General features: G+C 67.7%; 14 protein-coding genes. 7 read left to right on the top strand and 7 right to left on the bottom strand.

Translation table 11 applies throughout. The features are described 5' to 3' along the window. The first annotated feature begins 263 nt into the window (after nucleotides 1-263). The 7 genes from AC3WXD_RS09895 (at nucleotide 264) to AC3WXD_RS09865 (ending at nucleotide 8,816) form a co-directional block, all read left to right on the top strand. A complete protein-coding gene (locus AC3WXD_RS09895; RefSeq protein ID WP_029043229.1) occupies nucleotides 264-1,241 on the top strand; it encodes a tRNA dihydrouridine synthase in 978 nt (325 codons plus the stop codon). 783 nt (nucleotides 1,242-2,024) lie between these two features. Then, nucleotides 2,025-3,020: a lipid II-degrading bacteriocin gene (locus tag AC3WXD_RS09890; RefSeq protein ID WP_454731423.1), complete on the top strand. Its 996-nt coding sequence runs from the start codon at nucleotides 2,025-2,027 to the stop codon at nucleotides 3,018-3,020. Nucleotides 3,021-3,098: 78 nt separating this feature from the next. Continuing rightward, a complete protein-coding gene (locus AC3WXD_RS09885; protein ID WP_492323607.1) occupies nucleotides 3,099-3,431 on the top strand; it encodes a hypothetical protein in 333 nt (110 codons plus the stop codon). Between the two features lie 748 nt (nucleotides 3,432-4,179). Continuing rightward, complete coding sequence (gene rimO / locus AC3WXD_RS09880; RefSeq protein ID WP_052165781.1) at nucleotides 4,180-5,559, top strand: 30S ribosomal protein S12 methylthiotransferase RimO; 1,380 nt, start codon at nucleotides 4,180-4,182, stop codon at nucleotides 5,557-5,559. A 94-nt stretch (nucleotides 5,560-5,653) separates the two neighbouring features. Beyond that, nucleotides 5,654-6,838 carry a beta-ketothiolase BktB gene (gene bktB, locus AC3WXD_RS09875; protein WP_029043230.1) on the top strand — a complete coding sequence of 395 codons (1,185 nt, stop codon included), beginning with the start codon at nucleotides 5,654-5,656 and terminating at the stop codon, nucleotides 6,836-6,838. Between the two features lie 76 nt (nucleotides 6,839-6,914). Beyond that, nucleotides 6,915-7,472 (top strand): hypothetical protein, encoded by a 558-nt coding sequence (locus tag AC3WXD_RS09870; protein ID WP_492323789.1) that lies wholly within the window; start codon nucleotides 6,915-6,917, stop codon nucleotides 7,470-7,472. A 105-nt stretch (nucleotides 7,473-7,577) separates the two neighbouring features. Next, entirely contained in the window at nucleotides 7,578-8,816 is a 1,239-nt protein-coding gene (locus tag AC3WXD_RS09865) for a cystathionine beta-lyase (protein WP_492323606.1), read from the top strand. Nucleotides 8,817-8,901: 85 nt separating this feature from the next. Here AC3WXD_RS09865 and AC3WXD_RS09860 read toward each other — a convergent pair whose 3' ends face one another. From AC3WXD_RS09860 to mfd, 7 genes are all read right to left on the bottom strand, one after another. Beyond that, complete coding sequence (locus AC3WXD_RS09860; RefSeq protein ID WP_492323605.1) at nucleotides 8,902-10,986, bottom strand: TonB-dependent siderophore receptor; 2,085 nt, start codon at nucleotides 10,984-10,986, stop codon at nucleotides 8,902-8,904. Between the two features lie 173 nt (nucleotides 10,987-11,159). After that, nucleotides 11,160-12,803 (bottom strand): PepSY-associated TM helix domain-containing protein, encoded by a 1,644-nt coding sequence (locus AC3WXD_RS09855; protein ID WP_492323604.1) that lies wholly within the window; start codon nucleotides 12,801-12,803, stop codon nucleotides 11,160-11,162. 22 nt (nucleotides 12,804-12,825) lie between these two features. After that, complete coding sequence (locus tag AC3WXD_RS09850; protein ID WP_020201237.1) at nucleotides 12,826-13,137, bottom strand: hypothetical protein; 312 nt, start codon at nucleotides 13,135-13,137, stop codon at nucleotides 12,826-12,828. Beyond that, nucleotides 13,134-13,433: a hypothetical protein gene (locus AC3WXD_RS09845; RefSeq protein ID WP_492323603.1), complete on the bottom strand. Its 300-nt coding sequence runs from the start codon at nucleotides 13,431-13,433 to the stop codon at nucleotides 13,134-13,136. Before AC3WXD_RS09845 ends, AC3WXD_RS09850 begins: the two co-directional genes overlap by 4 nt. Before the next feature lie 220 nt (nucleotides 13,434-13,653). Further along, the gene (gene serB, locus AC3WXD_RS09840; RefSeq protein ID WP_020201238.1) at nucleotides 13,654-14,508 is read right to left on the bottom strand and encodes a phosphoserine phosphatase SerB; all 855 of its coding nucleotides are present in this window, start codon (nucleotides 14,506-14,508) and stop codon (nucleotides 13,654-13,656) included. Between the two features lie 133 nt (nucleotides 14,509-14,641). Then, nucleotides 14,642-15,847: an acetylornithine deacetylase gene (gene argE, locus AC3WXD_RS09835; RefSeq protein WP_492323602.1), complete on the bottom strand. Its 1,206-nt coding sequence runs from the start codon at nucleotides 15,845-15,847 to the stop codon at nucleotides 14,642-14,644. Between the two features lie 131 nt (nucleotides 15,848-15,978). After that, complete coding sequence (mfd, locus tag AC3WXD_RS09830; RefSeq protein ID WP_492323601.1) at nucleotides 15,979-19,443, bottom strand: transcription-repair coupling factor; 3,465 nt, start codon at nucleotides 19,441-19,443, stop codon at nucleotides 15,979-15,981. Nucleotides 19,444-20,012 lie beyond the last annotated feature (569 nt).

Here is a 20,012-nt window from a genome sequence, read left to right as displayed (position 1 = left end):
GCCGAAGTCCGCCGCCGGGGGATCGGTTAGAATCACGCCGGTCCGGGCAGCGCCAGCAACGATCGCGGCGGCTGCCTCTCCCGAATGTGGCGATTCATCTGCGTGATCGTCCGCGCAGCGCCAATCCCGATGCCCTCCGAAATCCGAGCCATTCCCGCAGCACATGCCGCCCAGGCCGAGCCCGTCCAGGCGCCCGGTTTCGCGTTTTCCGCGGCGCCGGCGTATCGCCGGGGCAAGGGCAGCGGCTGCGCGCCCACTCCCGCATGAGCCGGCTCTTCCTCGCCCCGATGGAAGGGCTTGCCGACTACGTCCTGCGCGACGTGCTGACCGCCGCGGGCGGCTATGACGGGTGCGTCTCCGAGTTCGTCCGGGTGACGGGCTCGCTGCTGCCCGGGCGCGTCTACGAGCGGGACACGCCCGAGGTGCTGCACGGCGCCCGCACGCCCGGCGGCACGCCGATGGTGATCCAGTTGCTCGGCAGCGATCCCGAATGGCTGGCGCGGAATGCCGCCCAGGCCGCGGCGCTGTCGCCGCACGGCCTCGACCTCAACTTCGGCTGTCCCGCCAAGGTCGTCAACCGGCACGGCGGAGGGGCCATGCTGCTGGCGGACCCCGGCCTGCTCAACCGCATCGTGTCGTCGGTCCGCGCCGCGGTGCCCGCCGGCATCGCCGTGACCGCCAAGATGCGGCTGGGCGTGTCCGACACCTCGCTGGCCATCGACTGCGCCACCGCGCTGGCCGAAGGCGGCGCGGCCTCCATCGTCGTGCATGCCCGCACGCGCGACCACGGCTACCGGCCCCCGGCCCACTGGGAATGGATCGCGCGCATCGATGACGCGGTGGACGTGCCCGTCATCGCCAACGGCGACGTCTGGACCGTGGACGACTGGGAGCGATGCCGGGCCGTGAGCGGCTGTGCCGACGTGATGATCGGGCGCGGCGCCGTGTCCGATCCCTTCCTGGCCCTGCGCATACGCGGGCGCATGGAGCGCTCGCCCTGCGGCGAGGAATGGCCGCTGGTGCTCCGCCATATCGCCGACTACCTGAAGAAACTGCAGGACCGCATCGCCTCCTGCCATGAGCACGGCCGCGTCAAGCTGTGGCTCAGCTACCTGAAACGGACCTGGCCGCAGGCCGCCGAACTGCATGACGCGATCCGGCGCATGCAGGATTCGAGGGAAATACGTGGGGTGATAGAAAATGCTGTGGCGCCCTTGCCAGCATCGTCATCGTTAAAGTGATGTTTGCTTAGTATTTCTCCCCATAGCATAGTCTCGCCGTCATTCCGATTCGAACCCCTGATATTGCGGAGCGAGTTCGCTTTCCATCAGCCGTTCGACACTGTCCGCAATGTTCTCACTCCCACAGCCTGCGTGTCAGCTCACTACTGTCACGGCGCCGTCCCACCTCCAGCACGACGCTAGCTAACTACCTCCGGCGTCACATAGGCGGAGCGTTACTGCAGCACTCTGGATGTCAGCGTGTGCTCAGCAACCCAAAAGCGGCACCTAATGAGTGCGGAAGAATCCATCGGGTGCCAAAACTGTTCTCTGTGATCTTATCGACTCAGGGCGCTGAGATTTTTGTGAACTTCGGAATATGCCTAAGTTTTTTCCGAAATCAAATTACCGTTGAATTGGTTCCATAAAAATAATTAATTCATATTTAATTCCGGTAACAAAAATAAGATGGTCGGATTAAGAGTTGGCCGATTTTATCGCGATTGCAGAATCGGTATGCTGTCCCATTGTGCCCGGCTGTCTCTTGTTAATCCATGACTGGAGATGCCATTGTTGACTCGATTGGGGATAAAGAAAGTCAAGAAAGTCAAGAGAGGCGCGTGGTTGGAGTGGAGAGGCCAGTCCGTCGCGTTGCGCGCGTCGGAGCGAAGAGATTTTTCCTAGCTCGGGTCGGGCGACGTGAACAGGCAGCCTCTGCTTGTTCAGTGGGTTCATGCCTGTCAAGGTGGATTTAGACGGATTTTTGTTTCTCTATATCGAATTCAATTATTGCTGAGAAATTTCATGTCCATTGATATTGGTACTCTCCCGACCGTCACGGTCTATGCAAATCCGCCACAAGGTGATCCATTTTGGGGTACTGGTAGCAGCGGTACCTCGCCCGTCATGCCGCCCCCGGGTTCGCCTCCTACTAATCCGGCGCAGTTGGCCTACGGCTTAATGTACAACGGCGTGAAGGTTTTTGACCAGGCCCAATTGGGTAACCCTCAAGGCGTCCTTGAGGAATTCTGCAAGGGCTTGAGTGGCCGACCTGGTCCCTTTGCGTGGGGGCAGATTCGCTCGTGGGGCGAGTTTACTGATCACATGGCGGCTCACTCGCTGGATATCGTTGGTGGTTCGCAATATGGTCTGACATTGGAGCAGGCCATGCGCCCAAATTTCGTGGCCGAACTCGCCGGGTTGTATCAATGGCAGGCAAATGGCCGCTTGACCTCAGCGGATCCAGGGCGAAGCTGGTATGGTAATCCGCTGCTACCAATCAAGGCGTTGTGGCACTGGATTGACGGTGGTGGCCAGAGCGTGCGCGTCCCGGTCGAAGGTCTGCAGCTTTCTCTCGCACTCGATAGAATTCATGGTGATTTCAAAGCCCTTGTGCAATTGAACCGCACACCCGGTCAATATGCCATCAACGTGCCCTTTTCATACAATACCTTCGAGCCAATGCTGCAGAATGGTTGGGTCGGCGGTACGCTTGGTCGGGTTTCCGGTCGAATCGACGGCATCGTAACCGTTACGGAAAACGGTCACTATTCGTTCAGGGGGCGCTACACCCTGAATCCGGATCGCTACGATGCGGACCCGAATGTGCGCAAATTTTATCAGGAGGCTCTGACTACCTTCCTTCGCTGGATTGGCGATACCTTTGGCCATACTGACTACACCATCGAATTCACTGGAGCCGCTCCGCTCGAATTCGATGGTCCTTTGAGTAACCAATCGATGCCGCCGATCAAGTATCCCACACCGAAGGATCCCCCGCTCGGTCCTGGTAAGAAATAGAGAAGCAAAATTTCTTTTTCGGGGGGTATTATTTTATTTGTTTATTTTATACTTATGTGGATAATTTATTTATAGCAAATGAAAATAATATTGAAAATATTAAATCGGATGGGGGTTGCTCTTGTCGGTGTCCTGGTTGCTGCTGTGTTGGCGATCTTCTTGGTCCCATTTGTAATAGGGTTGCGCCACTATGATGGTAATACGGGGGCTTGCCCAGATGCGACTCCGCAGTTTTATGAATCAGCCGTACGCGATTATTTTATCCGCAACGGAAAAGGAGCTGACGATATCGAATTTGTCCCCGGCTCGGTGTATGACTCCACGCTGTCGAGCATTGCATTCCGCAAAGGCGGGCAGAAATACTTGGCATTGGTGGACTGCAAAGGAGGGCTGGAACTGAGCCTGCAATAGAGGGTATCGGTGAGGAGGCGCATAAGGGGCTGCATATCCGCCGACGGCTGACGTCGGCATGAGTGAACTGAGATAGTGGACCAGTGGACCCTGTCCCGATTACGGGCTCCCTGACGAGCGTGAGGCAGAAAAGCAATGTGCATATGGCATTGGAACTGGGCAACCGCCCCTCGGCAAACATGCTGCTTGTGGCTGCCCGATCTGGCCATAGTTCGGTACGGCAAGAACAAAAAAGGAACCGGCGCTCGCTGATATGGCATTGGCATAATGTTAATGTTAATTAAGAGTAGCTTTTCGTAGGGACTGGCAAGCGATCTGTCGCAGGTGCAAGAGCAGTCACCAGCTTGGTGGCTGCCGTCGAAGTGGAGTCTCGAACGATTTCAGCTGTTCGCAAGTGGGAGGGTGGGTGCACGGCCTCACGGCCGTGAGGCTCTAGAAGCCGTTTCAAAAGGATCCTGGCATCGTTGCGCGGCACGGCAAGTACCACTTGTACTGTCTGCGGCCGCACCCTTGCAGGGCGCGTCGCTGCGCAGGCGGATCACCGAATTCCCTGCTCGGCCTTAGCCAGGACCGCTTCGCTCCATTTTGAAACGACTTCTTCGGCGTCAAATGGGGAGAGACTTCGGGTGAATGGAGATGTGTGGCCTTAGCCGCCGGCAAACGCCGGCGAACGGTTAAAATGCGCGATTGGCTTCGTACGGCCCGGCGGCCATGTCCCGCCCGGCCCGCCCCACATCTGGAAGTAACCGTGAAAAACCCTGCAGAATCAACGACCAACAAAGACCGTATTCCGAATGTGGGGTTCGTCAGCCTGGGCTGCCCGAAAGCCCTGGTCGACTCCGAGCAGATCATCACCCAGCTGCGCGCCGAGGGCTACGCCATCAGCGGCACCTATGACGGCGCGGACCTGGTGGTGGTCAATACCTGCGGCTTCATCGACGAGGCGGTGCAGGAGAGCCTGGACGCCATCGGCGAGGCGCTGACCGAGAACGGCAAGGTCATCGTGACCGGCTGCCTGGGCGCGAAGAAGAACGCCAATGGCGAGGACATGATTACCTCGGTGCATCCCAAGGTGCTGGCCGTGACCGGCCCGCACGCGCTGGGCGAGGTGATGCAGGCGGTGCACGCGCACCTGCCCAAGCCGCACGATCCGTTTACCGACCTGGTGCCGCCGGCCGGCATCAAGCTCACGCCCAAGCATTACGCCTACCTGAAGATCTCCGAGGGCTGCAATCATCGCTGCTCGTTCTGCATCATCCCGTCGATGCGCGGCGACCTGGTGTCGCGCCCGGTGGCGGAGGTCATGCTGGAGGCGGAGAACCTGTTCAAGTCGGGCGTGAAGGAACTGCTGGTGATCTCGCAGGACACCAGCGCCTACGGCGTGGACGTGAAGTACCGCACCGGCTTCTGGGACGGCCGTCCGCTCAAGACGCGCATGACCGAGCTGGTGGCGGCGCTGGGCGAACTGGCGAGCCGCTACGGCGCCTGGGTGCGCCTGCACTATGTGTACCCGTACCCGCACGTGGACGAGATCATTCCGCTGATGTCGCAGGGCCACGTGCTGCCTTACCTGGACGTGCCGCTGCAGCACGCGCACCCGGACGTGCTCAAGCGCATGAAGCGCCCGGCCAATGCCGAGAAAACGATGGACCGCATCCGCGCGTGGCGCGAGATCTGCCCGGAGCTGACCATCCGCAGCACCTTCATCGCCGGCTTCCCCGGCGAGACCGAGGCGGAGTTCCAGACGCTGCTGGACTTCATCGCCGAGGCCGAACTGGACCGCGTGGGCTGCTTCGCCTATTCGCCGGTGGACGGCGCCACCGCCAACGACCTGCCGGGCGCCTTGCCGGACGAGGTGCGCGAGGAGCGCCGCGCGCGCTTCATGGAGGTGGCGGAGGCAGTCTCGGCGCGCCGCCTGCAGCGCAAGGTGGGGCAGACGCTGCGCGTGCTGGTGGACGAGGTCAACCAGGACGGCGGCATCGGCCGCTCGGCCGCGGATGCGCCGGAGATCGACGGGCTGGTCTATATCGATCCGCCGGCGGGCGCGGGGCAGCGCTACAAGGTCGGCGAGTTCGTCGAGGTCAAGATCACCGGCGCCGACGGCCACGACCTGTGGGGCGAGGTCTGACCCGCCCGGCGAGGCTTAGGTAAAAGTACGGTCGTTCGTTTTGCCCGGCGCGCCGCTATACTGTGCGCTGCAACATCAGCCCAGGAGACACAAGATGACACGTGAAGTGGTGGTGGTGAGCGGCGTCCGGACCGCGATCGGTACCTTCGGCGGCAGCCTGAAGGATTTTTCCCCGACCCAGATGGGCGCCCTGGTCGTGCGCGAGGCCTTGTCCCGCGCGCAGGTCGGCGGCGACGAGGTCGGCCACGTGGTGTTCGGCAACGTCATCCAGACCGAGCCGCGCGACATGTACCTGTCGCGCGTGGCGGCGGTGGAGGGCGGCGTGAGCATCGACGCGCCCGCGCTGACGGTCAACCGCCTGTGCGGCTCGGGCCTGCAGGCCATCGTGAGCGCCGCGCAGACCATCCTGCTGGGCGACACCGACGTGGCCATCGGCGGCGGCGCCGAGAGCATGAGCCGCGCGCCGTACCTGGCGCAGTCGGCCCGCTGGGGCGCGCGCATGGGCGACGCCAAGCTGCTCGACATGATGCTCGGCGCGCTGCACGATCCGTTCCACAGCATCCACATGGGCGTGACGGCGGAGAACGTGGCCAAGGAATACGACATCAGCCGCGGCCAGCAGGACGAGACCGCGCTGGAGTCGCACCGCCGCGCCTCGGCGGCCATCCGCGCCGGCCACTTCAAGGACCAGATCCTGCCGGTCACGCTCAAGTCCCGCAAGGGCGACGTGACCTTCGACACCGACGAGCACGTGCGCCACGACGTCACCATCGACGACATGGCCAAGCTCAAGCCGGTCTTCGTCAAGGAAAACGGCACCGTCACCGCGGGCAATGCCTCGGGCCTGAACGACGCCGCCGCGGCCGTGGTGCTGATGGAGCGCGGCGTGGCCGAGAAGCGCGGCCTCAAGCCGCTGGCGCGCCTGGTGTCCTACGCGCACGCCGGCGTGGACCCGAAGACGATGGGCATCGGCCCGGTGCCGGCCACGAAGAAGGCGCTGGCGCGCGCCGGCCTGAGCGTGGCGGACCTCGACGTGATCGAAGCCAACGAAGCGTTCGCCGCGCAGGCCTGCGCCGTGACCAAGGCGCTCGGCCTCGATCCGGCCAAGGTCAACCCGAACGGCTCCGGCATTTCGCTCGGCCACCCGATCGGCGCCACCGGCGCGCTGATCACGGTCAAGGCGCTGTACGAGCTGCAGCGCGTGCAGGGCCGCTATGCGCTGGTGACGATGTGCATCGGCGGCGGCCAGGGCATCGCGGCCATCTTCGAGCGCATCTGAGGCAGCGGCAGTGCGTCGTCCCGCGAACCGATCGTTCCGCGCCCGGCTGCCGCTGGCGGCCGGCGTGGCCGCGGCCATGCTGGCCGGCGCCGCGCTGGCCGCCGGCGGCACCGAGCTGTCCACGGCGCCGCCGGCTGGCGACGGCAAGGGCTTCGGCATCAACCAGGCGATCCGCGACGGCGAGGCGAAGCGCGGCGCGCAGCTTTCCACGGGCGCGCCCCGGCCACTCGCGCCGCGCCCCGAATACGCTTCGCTGCCGGTCTACGTGGGCACGCTGGGCGACCAGCCGGTGCGCCTGCGCATCGGCCCCAAGCCGGACGAGCGCGACAGCGTGCACGGCGAATACAGCGCGGGCGGCGGCGGCGTGCGCCTGCTGGCCGGCGAATACGAGAACGGCGGCTTCCTCATGGAAGAATCCAGCGACGGCACCCACGTGACCGGCAGCTGGGAGGGCGCCATCGACGCCACCGGCGCGGTGCGCGGCAACTGGACCGACCCGGCCAACCCGGCCATCGTGCTGCCTTTCATGATCCGGCCGCTCGGCGTGCTGGTGATCCCGCCGTTCGACATGAGGCCCGGCAGCGGCATCACCTACGCGCCGCCGCCGCCGAAGTCGTCGATCTCCGACCACTAGCCAGCCGGGCGCGGGCGGAGGCGAAGAAGGCACCCCGGGCCAACGCGCGCCGGAATGCTGGTAAGCTCGAATGCTTATCGAGTCATCGCCAGACAAGGAACCATCGTGTCCGACCGCCAGCCGCCGGAGCCGTCCGCTTCTCATCCCGCTCCCCAACCCGCCTTCCTGCAAACCGTGGCCGTCCAGCCGGAGCTGGACCTCGCGCCCGGCTTCGCCTCGTTCTCGCCGCCCACGCACCGGGGCTCCACCGTGGTCTTCCGCAACCTCGCGGAGCTGCGCGCGCACGGCGACGGCGCCACCACCTACTGGCGCTACGGCCTGCACGCCACGCCCACCAGCGAGGCGCTGTGCCAGCATCTGGCGCTGATCGAGGGCGCGCGCCACACGCTGCTGCTGCCGTCCGGCCTGGCGGCGATCTCGCAGGTGTATTTCGCGCTGGTCAAGTCGGGCGACGACGTGCTGGTGCCCGACAACGTCTACGGCCCCAACCGCGAGCACGGCGAATGGCTGGCGCGCGATTTCGGCGTGTCGGTGCGCTACTACGACCCGATGATCGGCGCCGGCATCGCGGGCCTGATCCGCCAGAACACGAAGCTGATCTGGATGGAGTCGCCCGGCTCGGTGACGATGGAAATCCCCGACACCGAAGCCATCGTGGCCGCGGCGCGCGCGCGCGGCGTGCTCACCGCCATCGACAATACCTGGTCGGCCGGCGTGTATTTCCGGCCGTTCGACAAGGGCATCGACATCTCGGTGCAGGCGCTGACCAAGTACCAGTCGGGCGGCAGCGACGTGCTGATGGGCGCGGTGCTGACCCGCGACGACAAGCTCCACGACCGCATCAGGCGCTCCCGCATGCTGATGGGCTGGGGCGTGTCCGCCGACGACTGCTACCTGGTGCTACGCTCGCTGCCGAGCATGCCGGTGCGGCTGGCCGCGCACGACCGCGCCGCGCGCGAGGTGGCCGAATGGCTGTGCCGGCGCCCGGAAGTGGCCAAGGTCCTGCACCCGGCGCTGCCCGACTGCCCGGGGCACGAGTTCTGGCGGCGCGACTTCACCGGCGCCAGCGGCCTGTTCTCGATCGTGCTGCGCGAGCGCTACACGCGCGCGCAGGTCGACGCCTTCGTCGAGGCGCTGCGCCTGTTCGCCATCGGCTGGTCCTGGGGCGGCGCGCACAGCCTGGCGGTGCCGTACCACGTGCAGACCATGCGGCCGGCGGGCAGCTGGCCGCCGGCCGGCTGGGAAGGCACGGGCGAGCTGGTGCGCCTGTACATCGGCCTGGAGGACACGCGCGACCTGATCGCCGACCTGCGCGCGGCGATGGAAGCGACGCTGCGCGCCTGAGTCCGGCGCGCATGCGAAAACGGCCCCGCCGAAGCCTCGGCGGGGCCGTTTTTCATGGCGCGCGCGGAAGGCGCCGGCGGCGCGGTCAGAACTGCACGCTGGCGTTGGCCAGGAAGGTGCGCGAGGCGCCCGGCAGCACGAAGCCGTCGTAGGTGGTGGTCCAGAAGCGCTTGTCGGCCACGTTGTTGACGCCGGCGCGCAGCGTCACCGCCTTGCCGGCGACCTTGGTCAGGTAGCGCGCGCCCAGGTCCACGGTGGTGTAGGACGGCACCTTCTGCGTGTTGGCCGAGTTCACGTACATGTCGCCGGTGATCTTGGCGCCGGCCGACAGCGTCAGGCCGCGCAGGAACGGCGTGTCGTACTCGACGCGGGCGGTGGCGATGTAGCGCGGCGTGGCGTACACGCGGTTGCCGTCGATGGCGGGATCGTCCACGCCGTGCGCCTTGGCGTTGAGCCACATCACGCCGCCCAGCAGCCGCACGTCGCGCGCGATGCGCAGCCAGCCGCTGGTGTCCAGGCCGGTGAAGCGCTGCGTGCCGTCCTGCACGAACACGTTCGCGGTGTTGGTGTACTCGTAGCCGCGGTCCACGCGGAACAGCGCCACGTTGGCGCCCCAGTCGCGGCGCTCGGTCTTGAAGCCGATCTCGTACTGCTTGCTCTTGAGCGGGCCGTAGACGGCCGGGTAGTTGGCGTTGGTGATGCCGGCCGAGCCGCCTTGCTCCAGCGCCTGCACGTAGCTGAAGTAGGCGGTGGAGAAGTCGTCGGTCTTGTACATCAGCGCCACCGTCGGCGAGACCGGGCTGGCCTTGTAGCGCGAGGTGGTCTGGGCCGAGGTGTCGTAGCTGCTCTGGGCGAAGTCGGTGTAGCGCAGGCCGGCCAGCACCGAGAAGCGCTGCGTGAACTGGATGGTGTCGCTCAGGTAGAGCGACTTCTGCGTGATCTTGTAGTCGCGGTAGGGCACGTAGTCCTTGCCCACGCCGGCCTGCTCGGGCAGCGGCACCGGGTTGTACAGGTTGCTCTCGCCGAGGTAGATGCCGTTGCCGCCGAGGCCGGAATCCAGCTCGCGCACCTGGGTCTGGTAGCCGACGCCGGCCACCACCTCGTGCTTGATGCCGCCGGTGTCGAACTTGCCCTGCACCATCGCGTCGTAGGCCTGGTAGTAGTAGGCCGTCTTCCAGCGGTACTGCGTGTCGGCGAAATTGCCGGCGGCGTCCTCGACGAACAGGAAGCTGTCCGCGTTCAGGCGGTTCTCGCGCGCGAAACGGTACTTGAAGCTGGCCTTCCAGGCGTCGTTGATGCGGTAGTCCAGGCCGGTGCCCACGGTGGTGGTGTCGGTCTCGTGCGAGGAGTAGGGCTGCACGATGTCGCGCGCGACCTTGCTGGCGCCGGGCACGTCGACGCCGGGCGCGAAGGACATGCCGAAGAGCGTGCCGCTCGTCTTGCGCTTCCAGTACATGACGTCGGCCGACCAGGTCAGGTCCGGCGTGATGCGGAAGTCGGTGGCCAGCGAGAAGACCTGGCGGCGCACGCGCACGTTCGGGTCCACCGAGTTGCCTTCCTCGTTGACGGCATTGATGCGGTAGCCGAAGCGGTCGTCGACGCCGAAGCGGCCGCCGAGGTCGAGCTTCTCGCTCCAGATGTTGTTGGCCTGGTAGCCGAAGGTGAACTGGCGATAGGGCGTGTCGGTGGGGCGCTTGACCACGTAGTTGACGATGCCGCCGGGCGTGCCGAAGCCGTACATGAAGCCGGACAGGCCCTTGAGCAGTTCCACCTGCTCGAACGGCTCCAGCGGCAGCTCGGTATCCCAGGCCACGAAATTCTGGCCGTCCACCTTGGTGCCGTTGAGCGGGTCCACGCGCATGCCGCGCACGGCGAAATACGAATTCTCGGTGCGCGTGTTGTCGCCCAGGATGGATACCGACGGGTCGTACTTGAAGACGTCGTTGGCAGTCTGCGCCATGCGCTCCTGGATCTCCTCGCTGGTGACGCCGACCACGGAGAACGGCGTGTCCACCGGCTTGCGGTCGCCCAGCGCGCCGCCGCTCACGCGTTCGACCTTGGCCGGCTCCGCGTCGCGCGAGGCGGACACGGTGGCGGTCGGCAAGGTGGCTTCGGCCTGGGCCTGGGCCAGCGCCGGCAGCGCGGCGAAGGCGACGGTCAGGCCCAGCACCGCGCTGGCGACAGGCGAGAGCCGGAGAGCGGGCGCGCATGCGGCGGCGCACCCTTGCGATGGGCGAAAAGAAGGCATAAGGACGGTTCTTTAGGAAAAGTGAGGCCAGGCCAGCCCGCTGGCGGGCCCGGACGGGTACGACGAAAGCGGATGAAAGGCGGGCGCCGCGGCGCTCAGGACGGCTCGGCCAGCGACGCCGGCACCTTGGCCGCCTTGGCCGCGGTGGCGGGGTCGCCGCGCGCCGGCAGGGCCCACACCGAATGCGGCGGCCCGTTGCGCGCGCGCCGGCGCGTGGCCAGGGCCAGCACGGCAAAGCCGCAGGCCAGCGCCAGCGCGCCGAAGTCGAAACCGGCCACGGCCCAGTGGCCGGCCAGCGCCGCCTGCCACAGGTAGTCGCCGGTCATCGCCGCGTTGACCGCCGGCACCAGCGCGGCGCCGGCCGCGGCGGCCCACAGCAGTTCGATGGCCGCGCGCGCCGGCGCGCGCAGCAGCGCCCAGGCCAGCGCGGCGAAGAATACCGGGAAGTAGTGCCAGCCGGCCGCGCGCCCGGGCCAGACCAGCGCGCCGCAGAAGGCCGCGGCCACGCCGATGCAGCAACCGATGCACACGCCCACGGTGGCCTGCGCCAGCAGGCGGTGCACGCGCGGCTGCTCTGCCTGGCGGGTCTTGCGGCGCGACTCGATCCACAGCAGGTTGCCGGAGTAGAACAGGAAGGCGCCGGCCAGCCCGCCAATCAGGTAGACCAGGCGCAGCGCGAGGTCGCCGTAGGTGCCGAAGTGCAGGGCGTAGATGGCGCTGTAGATGGCGTGGTTGGCGTCGCGCCGCCCGGCGGTCTGGTCCGCGAGCACGCGGCCGCTGTCGGGCTGGCCGGCGGCGGCGTGCACGGAGACCGAGCCATAGTTGCCGAGCGCGCGCGCGCTGTTGCCGCGGATCTCGATCAGGGCGCGGGCGTCGCCGTAGTGCTGGTAGCGCACCGACAGCGGCGTGAAGCGCGCGCCAGCGCTGGCGCGCGCGGCCTCCATCAGCGTGGCCGCCGGCAGCATCGGCGCCGGCCGGCCCGCCGCCTTCAGCTCCGGCGAGGCGGTGGTGAGGCGCGGCAGCGCCTCGAACAGCTTGCCGTCGAAGGCCAGCACGTTGAACGTCGTGATCAGCACCATCGCCAGGCACAGCACGGCGCCGGTGATGGCGAACACGAGATGGAAGGGCAGGCTGAACAGGCCGATCACGTTGTGCGCGTCCATCCAGAAGCGCTTGAGGTTGCGCCCGGGCCGGACCGCGAACAGGTCCGCCTTCAGGCGCGGCAGGTGCAGCAGCACGCCGGACACCAGCGCCAGGCCGTACAGCACCGAGACCGCGCCCATGAAATAGTTGCCCGCCACCGGCACGCCCAGCGTGTAGTGCAGGCTGTCGATGAACGCCGCCAGCTCGCCGTGCTCGGCATCGAGCGAGGTGTCCCCGGGCGTGTTCCGGCCGGCTTCGAGCTTGCCGGAGCTGCTGGTCTGCCAGTTGCCGTCCTGGTCCAGCCAGTAGGCGGTGAACTCGGGCTCGTGCACGGTCGGCAGCGTGACGTAGGCGCTTTCCGCGCTCCTGGGATGCGCCGCCACCAGCGCGCGCATGAAATGGTCCAGCGCGGCGGGATCGGCGCCCTGCGCCGCCGGGCGGTCGGCGAGTGCGCGTCCCGGCGACTGCCACGTGTGCAGTTCCTCGTGGAAGACCGTGATGGCCCCGGCGAAGAAGGCGATGAACAGGGCCCAGCCGGCCATCAGGCCGACCCAGGTATGCAGGGTCTGGTAAAGGCGCAGCGTGGCGGCTTTCATGTGTCGCTCCTGTTGCGCGGGGTCATGCCGCGCCGCCCGCCAGCAGGCGCCAGGCCCACAGCGCGCCGAACGCGGCCGCGTTGCCGGCCGCCAGCCACGACCACGCGGCCAGGCTGCTGCGGAACAGCACCGAGGCGCTGATGATGGCCACCCACAGCGGCAGGCACGCCAGCATGGCGCCGACGGCGCCGCTCTGCCAGCCGCCCGGCAGCCACATCACGGACAGCGCGCACAGCGCCACGGACAGCGGCAGGCCCAGCAGCGTGCCGGCCAGCCACCTGGTGCCCATGCCGGGCCGGGGCTTGCGCGCGCCGCGCAGGCTCGCCGCCGTCATCGGGCGGCTCCCGCCGGTTGCCGCTCCTGGCGCTGGCGCCGCGCATCGAGGCAGGCGCCCGCGAACGGCCACAGCGACAGGCCGGTGCCGACCGTGGCCAGCGTCGCGGCAATGGCGCAGGGCCAGCCCTGCGCCGTGCTCCATGCCCAGGCCGACACGGCGACGGCTACTGCCGCTGCCCGGCACAGCCAGGCGGTGGCGGCGGATGGCAGGGGAGAAAGAAGGCGCTGGTTGGGCGATGCAAGATAAAAACCACAGGCGCCGCCCAACCCAAGCAGCACGGCGAGCACTTGCATGGCGGGTCGGGATTATTCTGGAAAAGACAAATGATAATGATTACGATTTGTACTTGCAAGCCTGGAGAGGGAAATTTGCCCCGCAACGGTGCGTGACAAGGCGCCCTGCGCGCGGGCGGGCAGGGACGATCAGACGGCGGGACGGAGGGGAAACCCCGGCGGGCGCCGGGGTAGGGCTGGCTGCGCGCGTCCCGGGGCGGGGCGGATCAACGCGCGGAAATCAGTGCGGGAACAGTTGCAGCAGGCCGTCGAGCCCGACGTGGTTGAACGCCACGCTGGCCTGCGCGCGCACCACCGGCTTGGCGCGGAACGCCACCGAGAGGCCGGCCACGGCCATCATCTTGAGATCGTTGGAACCGTCGCCCATGACGATGGCCTGGGCCGGATCGGCGCCGATCTGCGCGCACACCTCGCGCACCGTGCGGGCCTTCACGTCGGCGTTGACGATCTCGCCGAGCACCTGGCCGGTAAGCTTGCCGCCGACGATCTCCAGCGTGTTGGCGCGCGTGAAGTCGAGGCCCAGCCGCGGCTTGAGCTTGTCGGTGAAATGCACGAAGCCGCCCGACACCAGCAGCGTGCGCAGGCCCAGCGCCTGCACGGCCCGCAGCATGTTCTCGGCGCCCGGCGACAGGCGCAGGCGCTCTTCGTAGACGCGCTCCAGCACGCTGGCGTCGAGGCCCTTGAGCAGCGCCACGCGGCGGCGCAGGCTCTCGTTGAAATCGGTGATCTCGCCGCGCATGGCGGCCTCGGTGATGGCCGAGACCTCGGCCTTGAGGCCGCAGAAATCGGCGATCTCGTCGATGCACTCGATGGTGATGAGCGTGGAGTCCATGTCCATCGCCACCAGCCTGAAGTCCGACAGCCTGCGCCCGGCCGGCACGATGGCCCAGTCGATGGCGCGCGGGCCGCAGAAGGCGTCGAGCGCCTCGCGCAGCGCGGGCGTGAGCGGCGCGCAGTCGTCGGCGGTGGCGACCTGGCCGGTGCGCGCGGCCAGTTGCGGCGCCTGGGCCAGGGAACGCAGCGCGTCGAGGTCGGCGGCGCCGATCGGCGCGAGGCTTTGGAGAATCAGGGGCATGGCGTGGATGCGGGCGCGCGCGGCGCGCCGGGTGGCGTTGGATGCGGAATGGCAGGCCGCCGTGGCGGCAAGGACCCGTATTGTAAACGTCCGCGCGCCCGCCGGCCCCACAACCCCGCGGAGCCGATTCCGCTCAGCTCACGCGCAGGCTGTCGATCACCTTGTGCAGGAACGACTCGCACGCGGCGAGCTGCGTCAGCTCGACGTACTCGTCCGGCTTGTGGGCCTGCTGGATATCGCCGGGGCCGCACACCACGGCCGGGATGCCGGCGCGCTGGAACAGGCCGGCCTCGGTGCCGTAGGCCACCTTGTTGACGTCGCGGTCGGCGGTCAGCACGCGCACCAGTTGCGTGATGGCTTCCTGCTCGGCCACGTCGAGCGAGGGCGCGGCGGCGATCTTGCTGATGGCCAGGCCCGCGTCGGCATGCTCGGCGCGCATCTTCGGCAGCAGCACGTCGTTGGCGTAGGCCTGGATGCGCGCGAAGATCGCTTCCGGGTCGACCCCGGGCAGGTTGCGGAACTCGAACACGAACTCGCACAGCGCCGGGATGGTGTTGAGCGCGATGCCGCCCTGGATGGTGCCGGTCTGCGCGGTGGTGAACGGCACGTCGAAGGCCTGGTCGTAGGGGCCGTTGGCCTTGAACTCGTCGGCGATGTCGCGGATGAAGCAGATCAGGCGCGCGGCGTATTCGATGGCGTTGACGCCTCTGGGCGTGAGCGACGAATGCGCGGCCTGGCCCTTGACGCAGCAGCGGTAGGCGTTGATGCCCTTGTGCGCGACGATCACGCGCATGCTGGTGGGCTCGCCCACGATGCAGCCGGCCGGGCGCACGCCGCGCTCGCGCAGCTCGGCCAGCAGGTAGGGCGCGCCCATGCAGCCGATTTCCTCGTCGAACGACAGCGCGTAGTGCACCGGCTCGCGCAGCTTGGCCTGCAGGATGGTGGGCAGCAGCGCTAGGCTGGTGCCGATGAAGCCCTTCATGTCGCAGGTGCCGCGGCCGTACAGGCGGCCGTCGCGCATCACCGGCTTGAACGGGTCGGTGGTCCAGTTCTGGCCGTCCACCGGCACCACGTCGGTGTGGCCGGACAGCACGATGCCGCCGTCGGTGGCGCCGTTGGCGGCGGGCACGGTGACGAACAGGTTGGCCTTGTCGTTCTGCGGGTTGTAGCTCAGGTGCGGACGCAGGCCCTTGGCGAGGAAATGGTCGCGTACCGTCTCGATCAGGCCGAGGTTGGAATGGCGGCTGGTGGTGTCGTAGCTGACCAGGCGCTGGATCCAGTCGAGGGCGCTGCCGCGGGGGGCGGCGTCGGCAGGCTTGCTGAGGGTGTCGGCTTGCATGGCGGGGTGCCTTTGGTATGGCTTTGGATAAGGTGTCAAGCGGGTGATGCTACACCGCGCGCGGACCGGGGTCCATGCGTGGCGCACCATCCCGGGGCCGCAGCGTGGCGGACCCGGGAAGCGAGCAATGATCAGGCCAGTTGCCGCAGGGTGTGCTTGATGGTCTGCGCGCGCACGGCCACGTCGGCCATCTTGCCCTCGATGCGCAGCTTGTCCTGGCCGGCCAGCTTGATGTGGCGGTTCTTCTGCACCAGCTCGATGATCCTGAGCGCGTCGATGGGCGGGTTGGGCAGGAACTGCATGCTGATGGCGGTCTCGTTCGCGTCGATCTTGCGCACGCCCAGCGGCACCGCGGCGATGCGCAGGCGGTGCGTCTCGATCAGCGCCTGGGCCTGGTCCGGCAGGCGGCCGAAGCGGTCGATCAGCTCTTCCTGGATGTCGTCCACGCGCTCGGCCGTCTCGCAGTTGGCCAGCCGCTTGTACAGCGACAGGCGCTCGTGCACGTCGGTGCAGTAGTCGCTGGGCAGCAGCGCCGGCGTGCCGAGGTTGATCTCGGTGGTGGCCGCCAGCGGCGCCATCAGGTCCGGCTCTTTGCCGCCCTTGAGCGCCTTCACGGCGGCGTTGAGCATGTCGGTGTAGAGCTGGAAGCCGATCTCGTGGATCTCGCCCGACTGCTTGTCGCCGAGCACTTCGCCGGCGCCGCGGATCTCCAGGTCGTGCATGGCTAGGTAGAAGCCCGAGCCCAGTTCCTCCATCTGCTGGATCGCCTCGAGCCGGCGCTGCGCCAGCTTGCTCAGGCCGTCCACGTCGTGCACCAGCATGTAGGCGTAGGCCTGGTGGTGCGAGCGCCCGACCCGCCCGCGCAGCTGGTGCAGCTGCGCCAGGCCGAACTTGTCGGCGCGGTGGATCAGGATGGTGTTGGCGGTCGGCACGTCGATGCCGGTCTCGATGATGGTGGTGCACAGCAGGATGTTGTCGCGCCGCGCGACGAAATCGCGCATCACGCGCTCCAGCTCGCGCTCGTGCATCTGCCCGTGCGCCACCGCGATGCGCGCCTCCGGCACCAGCTCGGCGAGCTTGGCGCGCTTGTTCTCGATGGTCTCGACCTCGTTGTGCAGGAAGTAGACCTGGCCGCCGCGCTTGAGCTCGCGCAGGATGGCCTCGCGCAGCACGCCGTCTTCCTCGCGCCGCACGAAGGTCTTGATGGCCAGGCGCTTCTGCGGCGCGGTGGCGATCACGGAGAAGTCGCGCAGGCCTTCGAGCGCCATGCCCAGCGTGCGCGGGATCGGCGTGGCGGTCAGCGTCAGCACGTCGACCTCGGCGCGCAGCGTCTTGAGCGCCTCCTTCTGGCGCACGCCGAAGCGATGTTCCTCGTCGATGATGACCAGGCCCAGGCGCTGGAAGCGCACGTCGTCGGACAGCATCTTGTGGGTGCCGATGACGATGTCGGCGGTGCCGTCGTTGATCATCTTGATGGCGCCGTCGATCTCCTTCCTGGTCTTGAAGCGCGACAGCTCGACGATGCGCACCGGCCATTCGGCGAAGCGGTCGGAGAGGTTCTGGAAATGCTGCTCGGCCAGCAGCGTGGTGGGCGCCAGCATGGCCACCTGCTTGCCGCCCATCACCGCGACGAAGGCCGCGCGCAAGGCCACCTCGGTCTTGCCGAAGCCCACGTCGCCGCACACCAGGCGGTCCATCGGCTTGCCCGAGGTCATGTCGGCGATCACCGCGGAGATGGCGGCGGCCTGGTCCGGCGTTTCCTCGAAGCCGAAGCTCTCGGCGAACTTCTCGTAGTCCCTGGGCGAGAGCGGGAACGCATGGCCCTCGCGCGCCGCGCGCCGCGCGTACAGGTTGAGCAGCTCGGCGGCGGTGTCGCGGATCTGCTGCGCGGCGCGGCGCTTGGCGCGCTCCCACTGGCCGGAGCCGAGCGAGTGCAGCGGCGCGGTGTCGGGGTCGGCGCCGGAGTAGCGCGAGATCACGTGCAGCTGGTGCACCGGCACGTAGAGCTTGCTGCCTTTCTCGTAGTCCAGGTGCAGGAATTCCTCGTTGCCCTGGCCCAGGTCCAGCGTCACCAGCCCCTGGTAGCGGCCGATGCCGTGCTCGCTGTGCACCACCGGGTCGCCGATCTTGAGCTCGGCCAGGTCGCGCACCATCGAATCGACCGCGCTGGCCTGTTCCTGCTTGCGCCGTCCGGTGCGGCGCGCCACGCCGGCGTAGAGCTCGGCCTCGGTGACGAAGGCCAGCGGCGCGCCGCCGTCGGCGGCCGGCAGCGCGAAGCCGCTCTGCAGCGGCGCCACCGCGATGGAGAAATGCGAGTCGCCGGCCAGGAACGCGGCGAAATCGTCCACCGGCAGCGGGCGCAGGCCGCTCTCGCCGAACAGCTGCATCAGCGTCTCGCGCCGGCCGGCGGAGTCGGCGCACATCAGCACGCGCCGGTCCTTCCTGAGCAGCAGCGCCTCGAGGTTGACCAGCGGGTCTTCGGCGCGGCGGTTGACCGAGACGTCGGGCAGGGCCTCGGCCAGCGGCGCGGCGGCGGTGTTGTCGTTGGTCGCCTGCAGCACCAGGCGCGCGAGCGGCTTGGCGGCGGTGAAGAACTGCTCGTCGGAGAGGAACAGCGTGGCCGGCGTGAGCAGCGGGCGCTCGCGGTCGTGCCGCATGAAGTTGTAGCGCTGCGTGGTGTCGGCCCAGAAGCGGCGGATGGCGTCGGGCACGTCGCCCACGAAGGCAAGCTGGCTGCCCGCCGGCAGGTAGTCGAAGGCGGTCGCGGTCTGCTCGAAGAACAGCGGCAGGTAGTACTCGATGCCGGCCGACGGCACGCCGTTGCCGATGTCCTTGTAGATCGGCGACTTGGTCGGGTCGCCCTCGAACAGCTCGCGCCAGCGGCCGCGGAAGGCGGTGCGCGCGGCTTCGTCGAGCGGGAATTCGCGGCCCGGCAGCAGGCGCACTTCCTTGACCGGGTAGAGGCTGCGCTGCGTGTCGGGGTCGAACGCGCGGATGGTCTCGATCTCGTCGCCGAACAGGTCGATGCGGTAGGGCAGCGTGGAGCCCATCGGATAGAGGTCGATCAGCCCGCCGCGCACGCTGTACTCGCCGGGGCGCATCACCGCGCTGACGTGCTCGTAGCCGGCCAACGTGAACTGCGCCTTGAGCGCGTTTTCGTCGAGCCGCTCGCCCTGCTTGAAGAAGAAGGTGTAGGCTGCCAGGAAGGCCGGCGGCGCCAGCCGGTAGAGCACGGTCTGCGCCGGCACCAGCATGATGTCGCACTGGCCGCCCTGGATGTCGTGCAGCGTGGCCAGCCGCTCGGAGACCAGGTCCTGGTGCGGCGAGAAGCTGTCGTAGGGCAGCGTTTCCCAGTCCGGCAGCAGGCGCACGCGCAGCTCCGGCGCGAACCACGGGATCTCGTCGGCCAGCCGCTGCGCGTCGGTCGCGTTGGCGCAGACCACCGCCAGCATCGGCACGCGCGCGCGGTGCTGGCGCGCGTAGGCGGCCAGCGCCAGCGCGTCGGCGGAGCCCGGCAGGCCGGCGATGGTGTGGCGCTGGCCGGCCTTGACCAAGGGCAGGCTGGCGAAAGGGACGGGACGATTGGCTTCGGGCATCAGGTACGGACTGGCGGTTGGGTGCGGAGGCCTTGCTGCGGCGGGCATTCGGCAAACGGACACCGGGGCACCGGAGCGGCAGGGCGCGGGCAATCGGGCAATCGAGCAAACGCGCGCGTATCGTCGCGTATCGTCGCGCATCGGTGGCATGGGCACGTTAGTGGACACATGTGACGCACGCATGCGGCGCCACGCACAACGCACGGCGGGCACGCGGCGGGCTACACAGCGGGCCACACAACGAACGCGAAACGAACGCAGGACGGCGGCAAGACGAACGAGAAAGCGCGGGCCGCGCAGCAGCGACACCCCGCCGGCATCGCGGGCGGGGTGTCGCTGCATGCAACCCGTGCCGAAGCAGGCGGCGGCGCGCTTCGGCATTGTGCTTTCATCGCCCGTTTGTCCGCGAGCGAAGGCCGTATTATAGAATGCGCACCGAATCCACGTTTCAACAGCCGTTCCAAGAGCTGCGCATCAGGAGCCGCGTTTGCCCGCCTTCCCCCCGGCGGCCAGCATCCGCTGGCCTTGCCGCGCGTCCCGTGCCCCGCGCACCCACTTCGTTTCCTTGC

This window comes from Cupriavidus sp. FW216-B1 (assembly GCF_058789195.1).
The sequence above is the reverse complement of the archived record's forward strand: the minus strand, read 5'-3'. Positions and strand labels throughout refer to the sequence as shown.

Bases quoted from the DNA above. Each gene is read 5' to 3' on its own strand.
- AC3WXD_RS09895 (WP_029043229.1), top strand. From the start codon at position 264: ATGAGCCGGCTCTTCCTCGCCCCGATGGAAGGGCTTGCCGACTACGTC.
- AC3WXD_RS09890 (WP_454731423.1), top strand. From the start codon at position 2,025: ATGTCCATTGATATTGGTACTCTCCCGACCGTCACGGTCTATGCAAAT.
- AC3WXD_RS09885 (WP_492323607.1), top strand. From the start codon at position 3,099: ATGAAAATAATATTGAAAATATTAAATCGGATGGGGGTTGCTCTTGTC.
- bktB (WP_029043230.1), top strand. From the start codon at position 5,654: ATGACACGTGAAGTGGTGGTGGTGAGCGGCGTCCGGACCGCGATCGGT.
- AC3WXD_RS09870 (WP_492323789.1), top strand. From the start codon at position 6,915: ATGCTGGCCGGCGCCGCGCTGGCCGCCGGCGGCACCGAGCTGTCCACG.
- AC3WXD_RS09855 (WP_492323604.1), bottom strand. From the start codon at position 12,803: ATGAAAGCCGCCACGCTGCGCCTTTACCAGACCCTGCATACCTGGGTC.
- AC3WXD_RS09850 (WP_020201237.1), bottom strand. From the start codon at position 13,137: ATGACGGCGGCGAGCCTGCGCGGCGCGCGCAAGCCCCGGCCCGGCATG.
- AC3WXD_RS09845 (WP_492323603.1), bottom strand. From the start codon at position 13,433: ATGCAAGTGCTCGCCGTGCTGCTTGGGTTGGGCGGCGCCTGTGGTTTT.
- serB (WP_020201238.1), bottom strand. From the start codon at position 14,508: ATGCCCCTGATTCTCCAAAGCCTCGCGCCGATCGGCGCCGCCGACCTC.
- argE (WP_492323602.1), bottom strand. From the start codon at position 15,847: ATGCAAGCCGACACCCTCAGCAAGCCTGCCGACGCCGCCCCCCGCGGC.
- mfd (WP_492323601.1), bottom strand. From the start codon at position 19,443: ATGCCCGAAGCCAATCGTCCCGTCCCTTTCGCCAGCCTGCCCTTGGTC.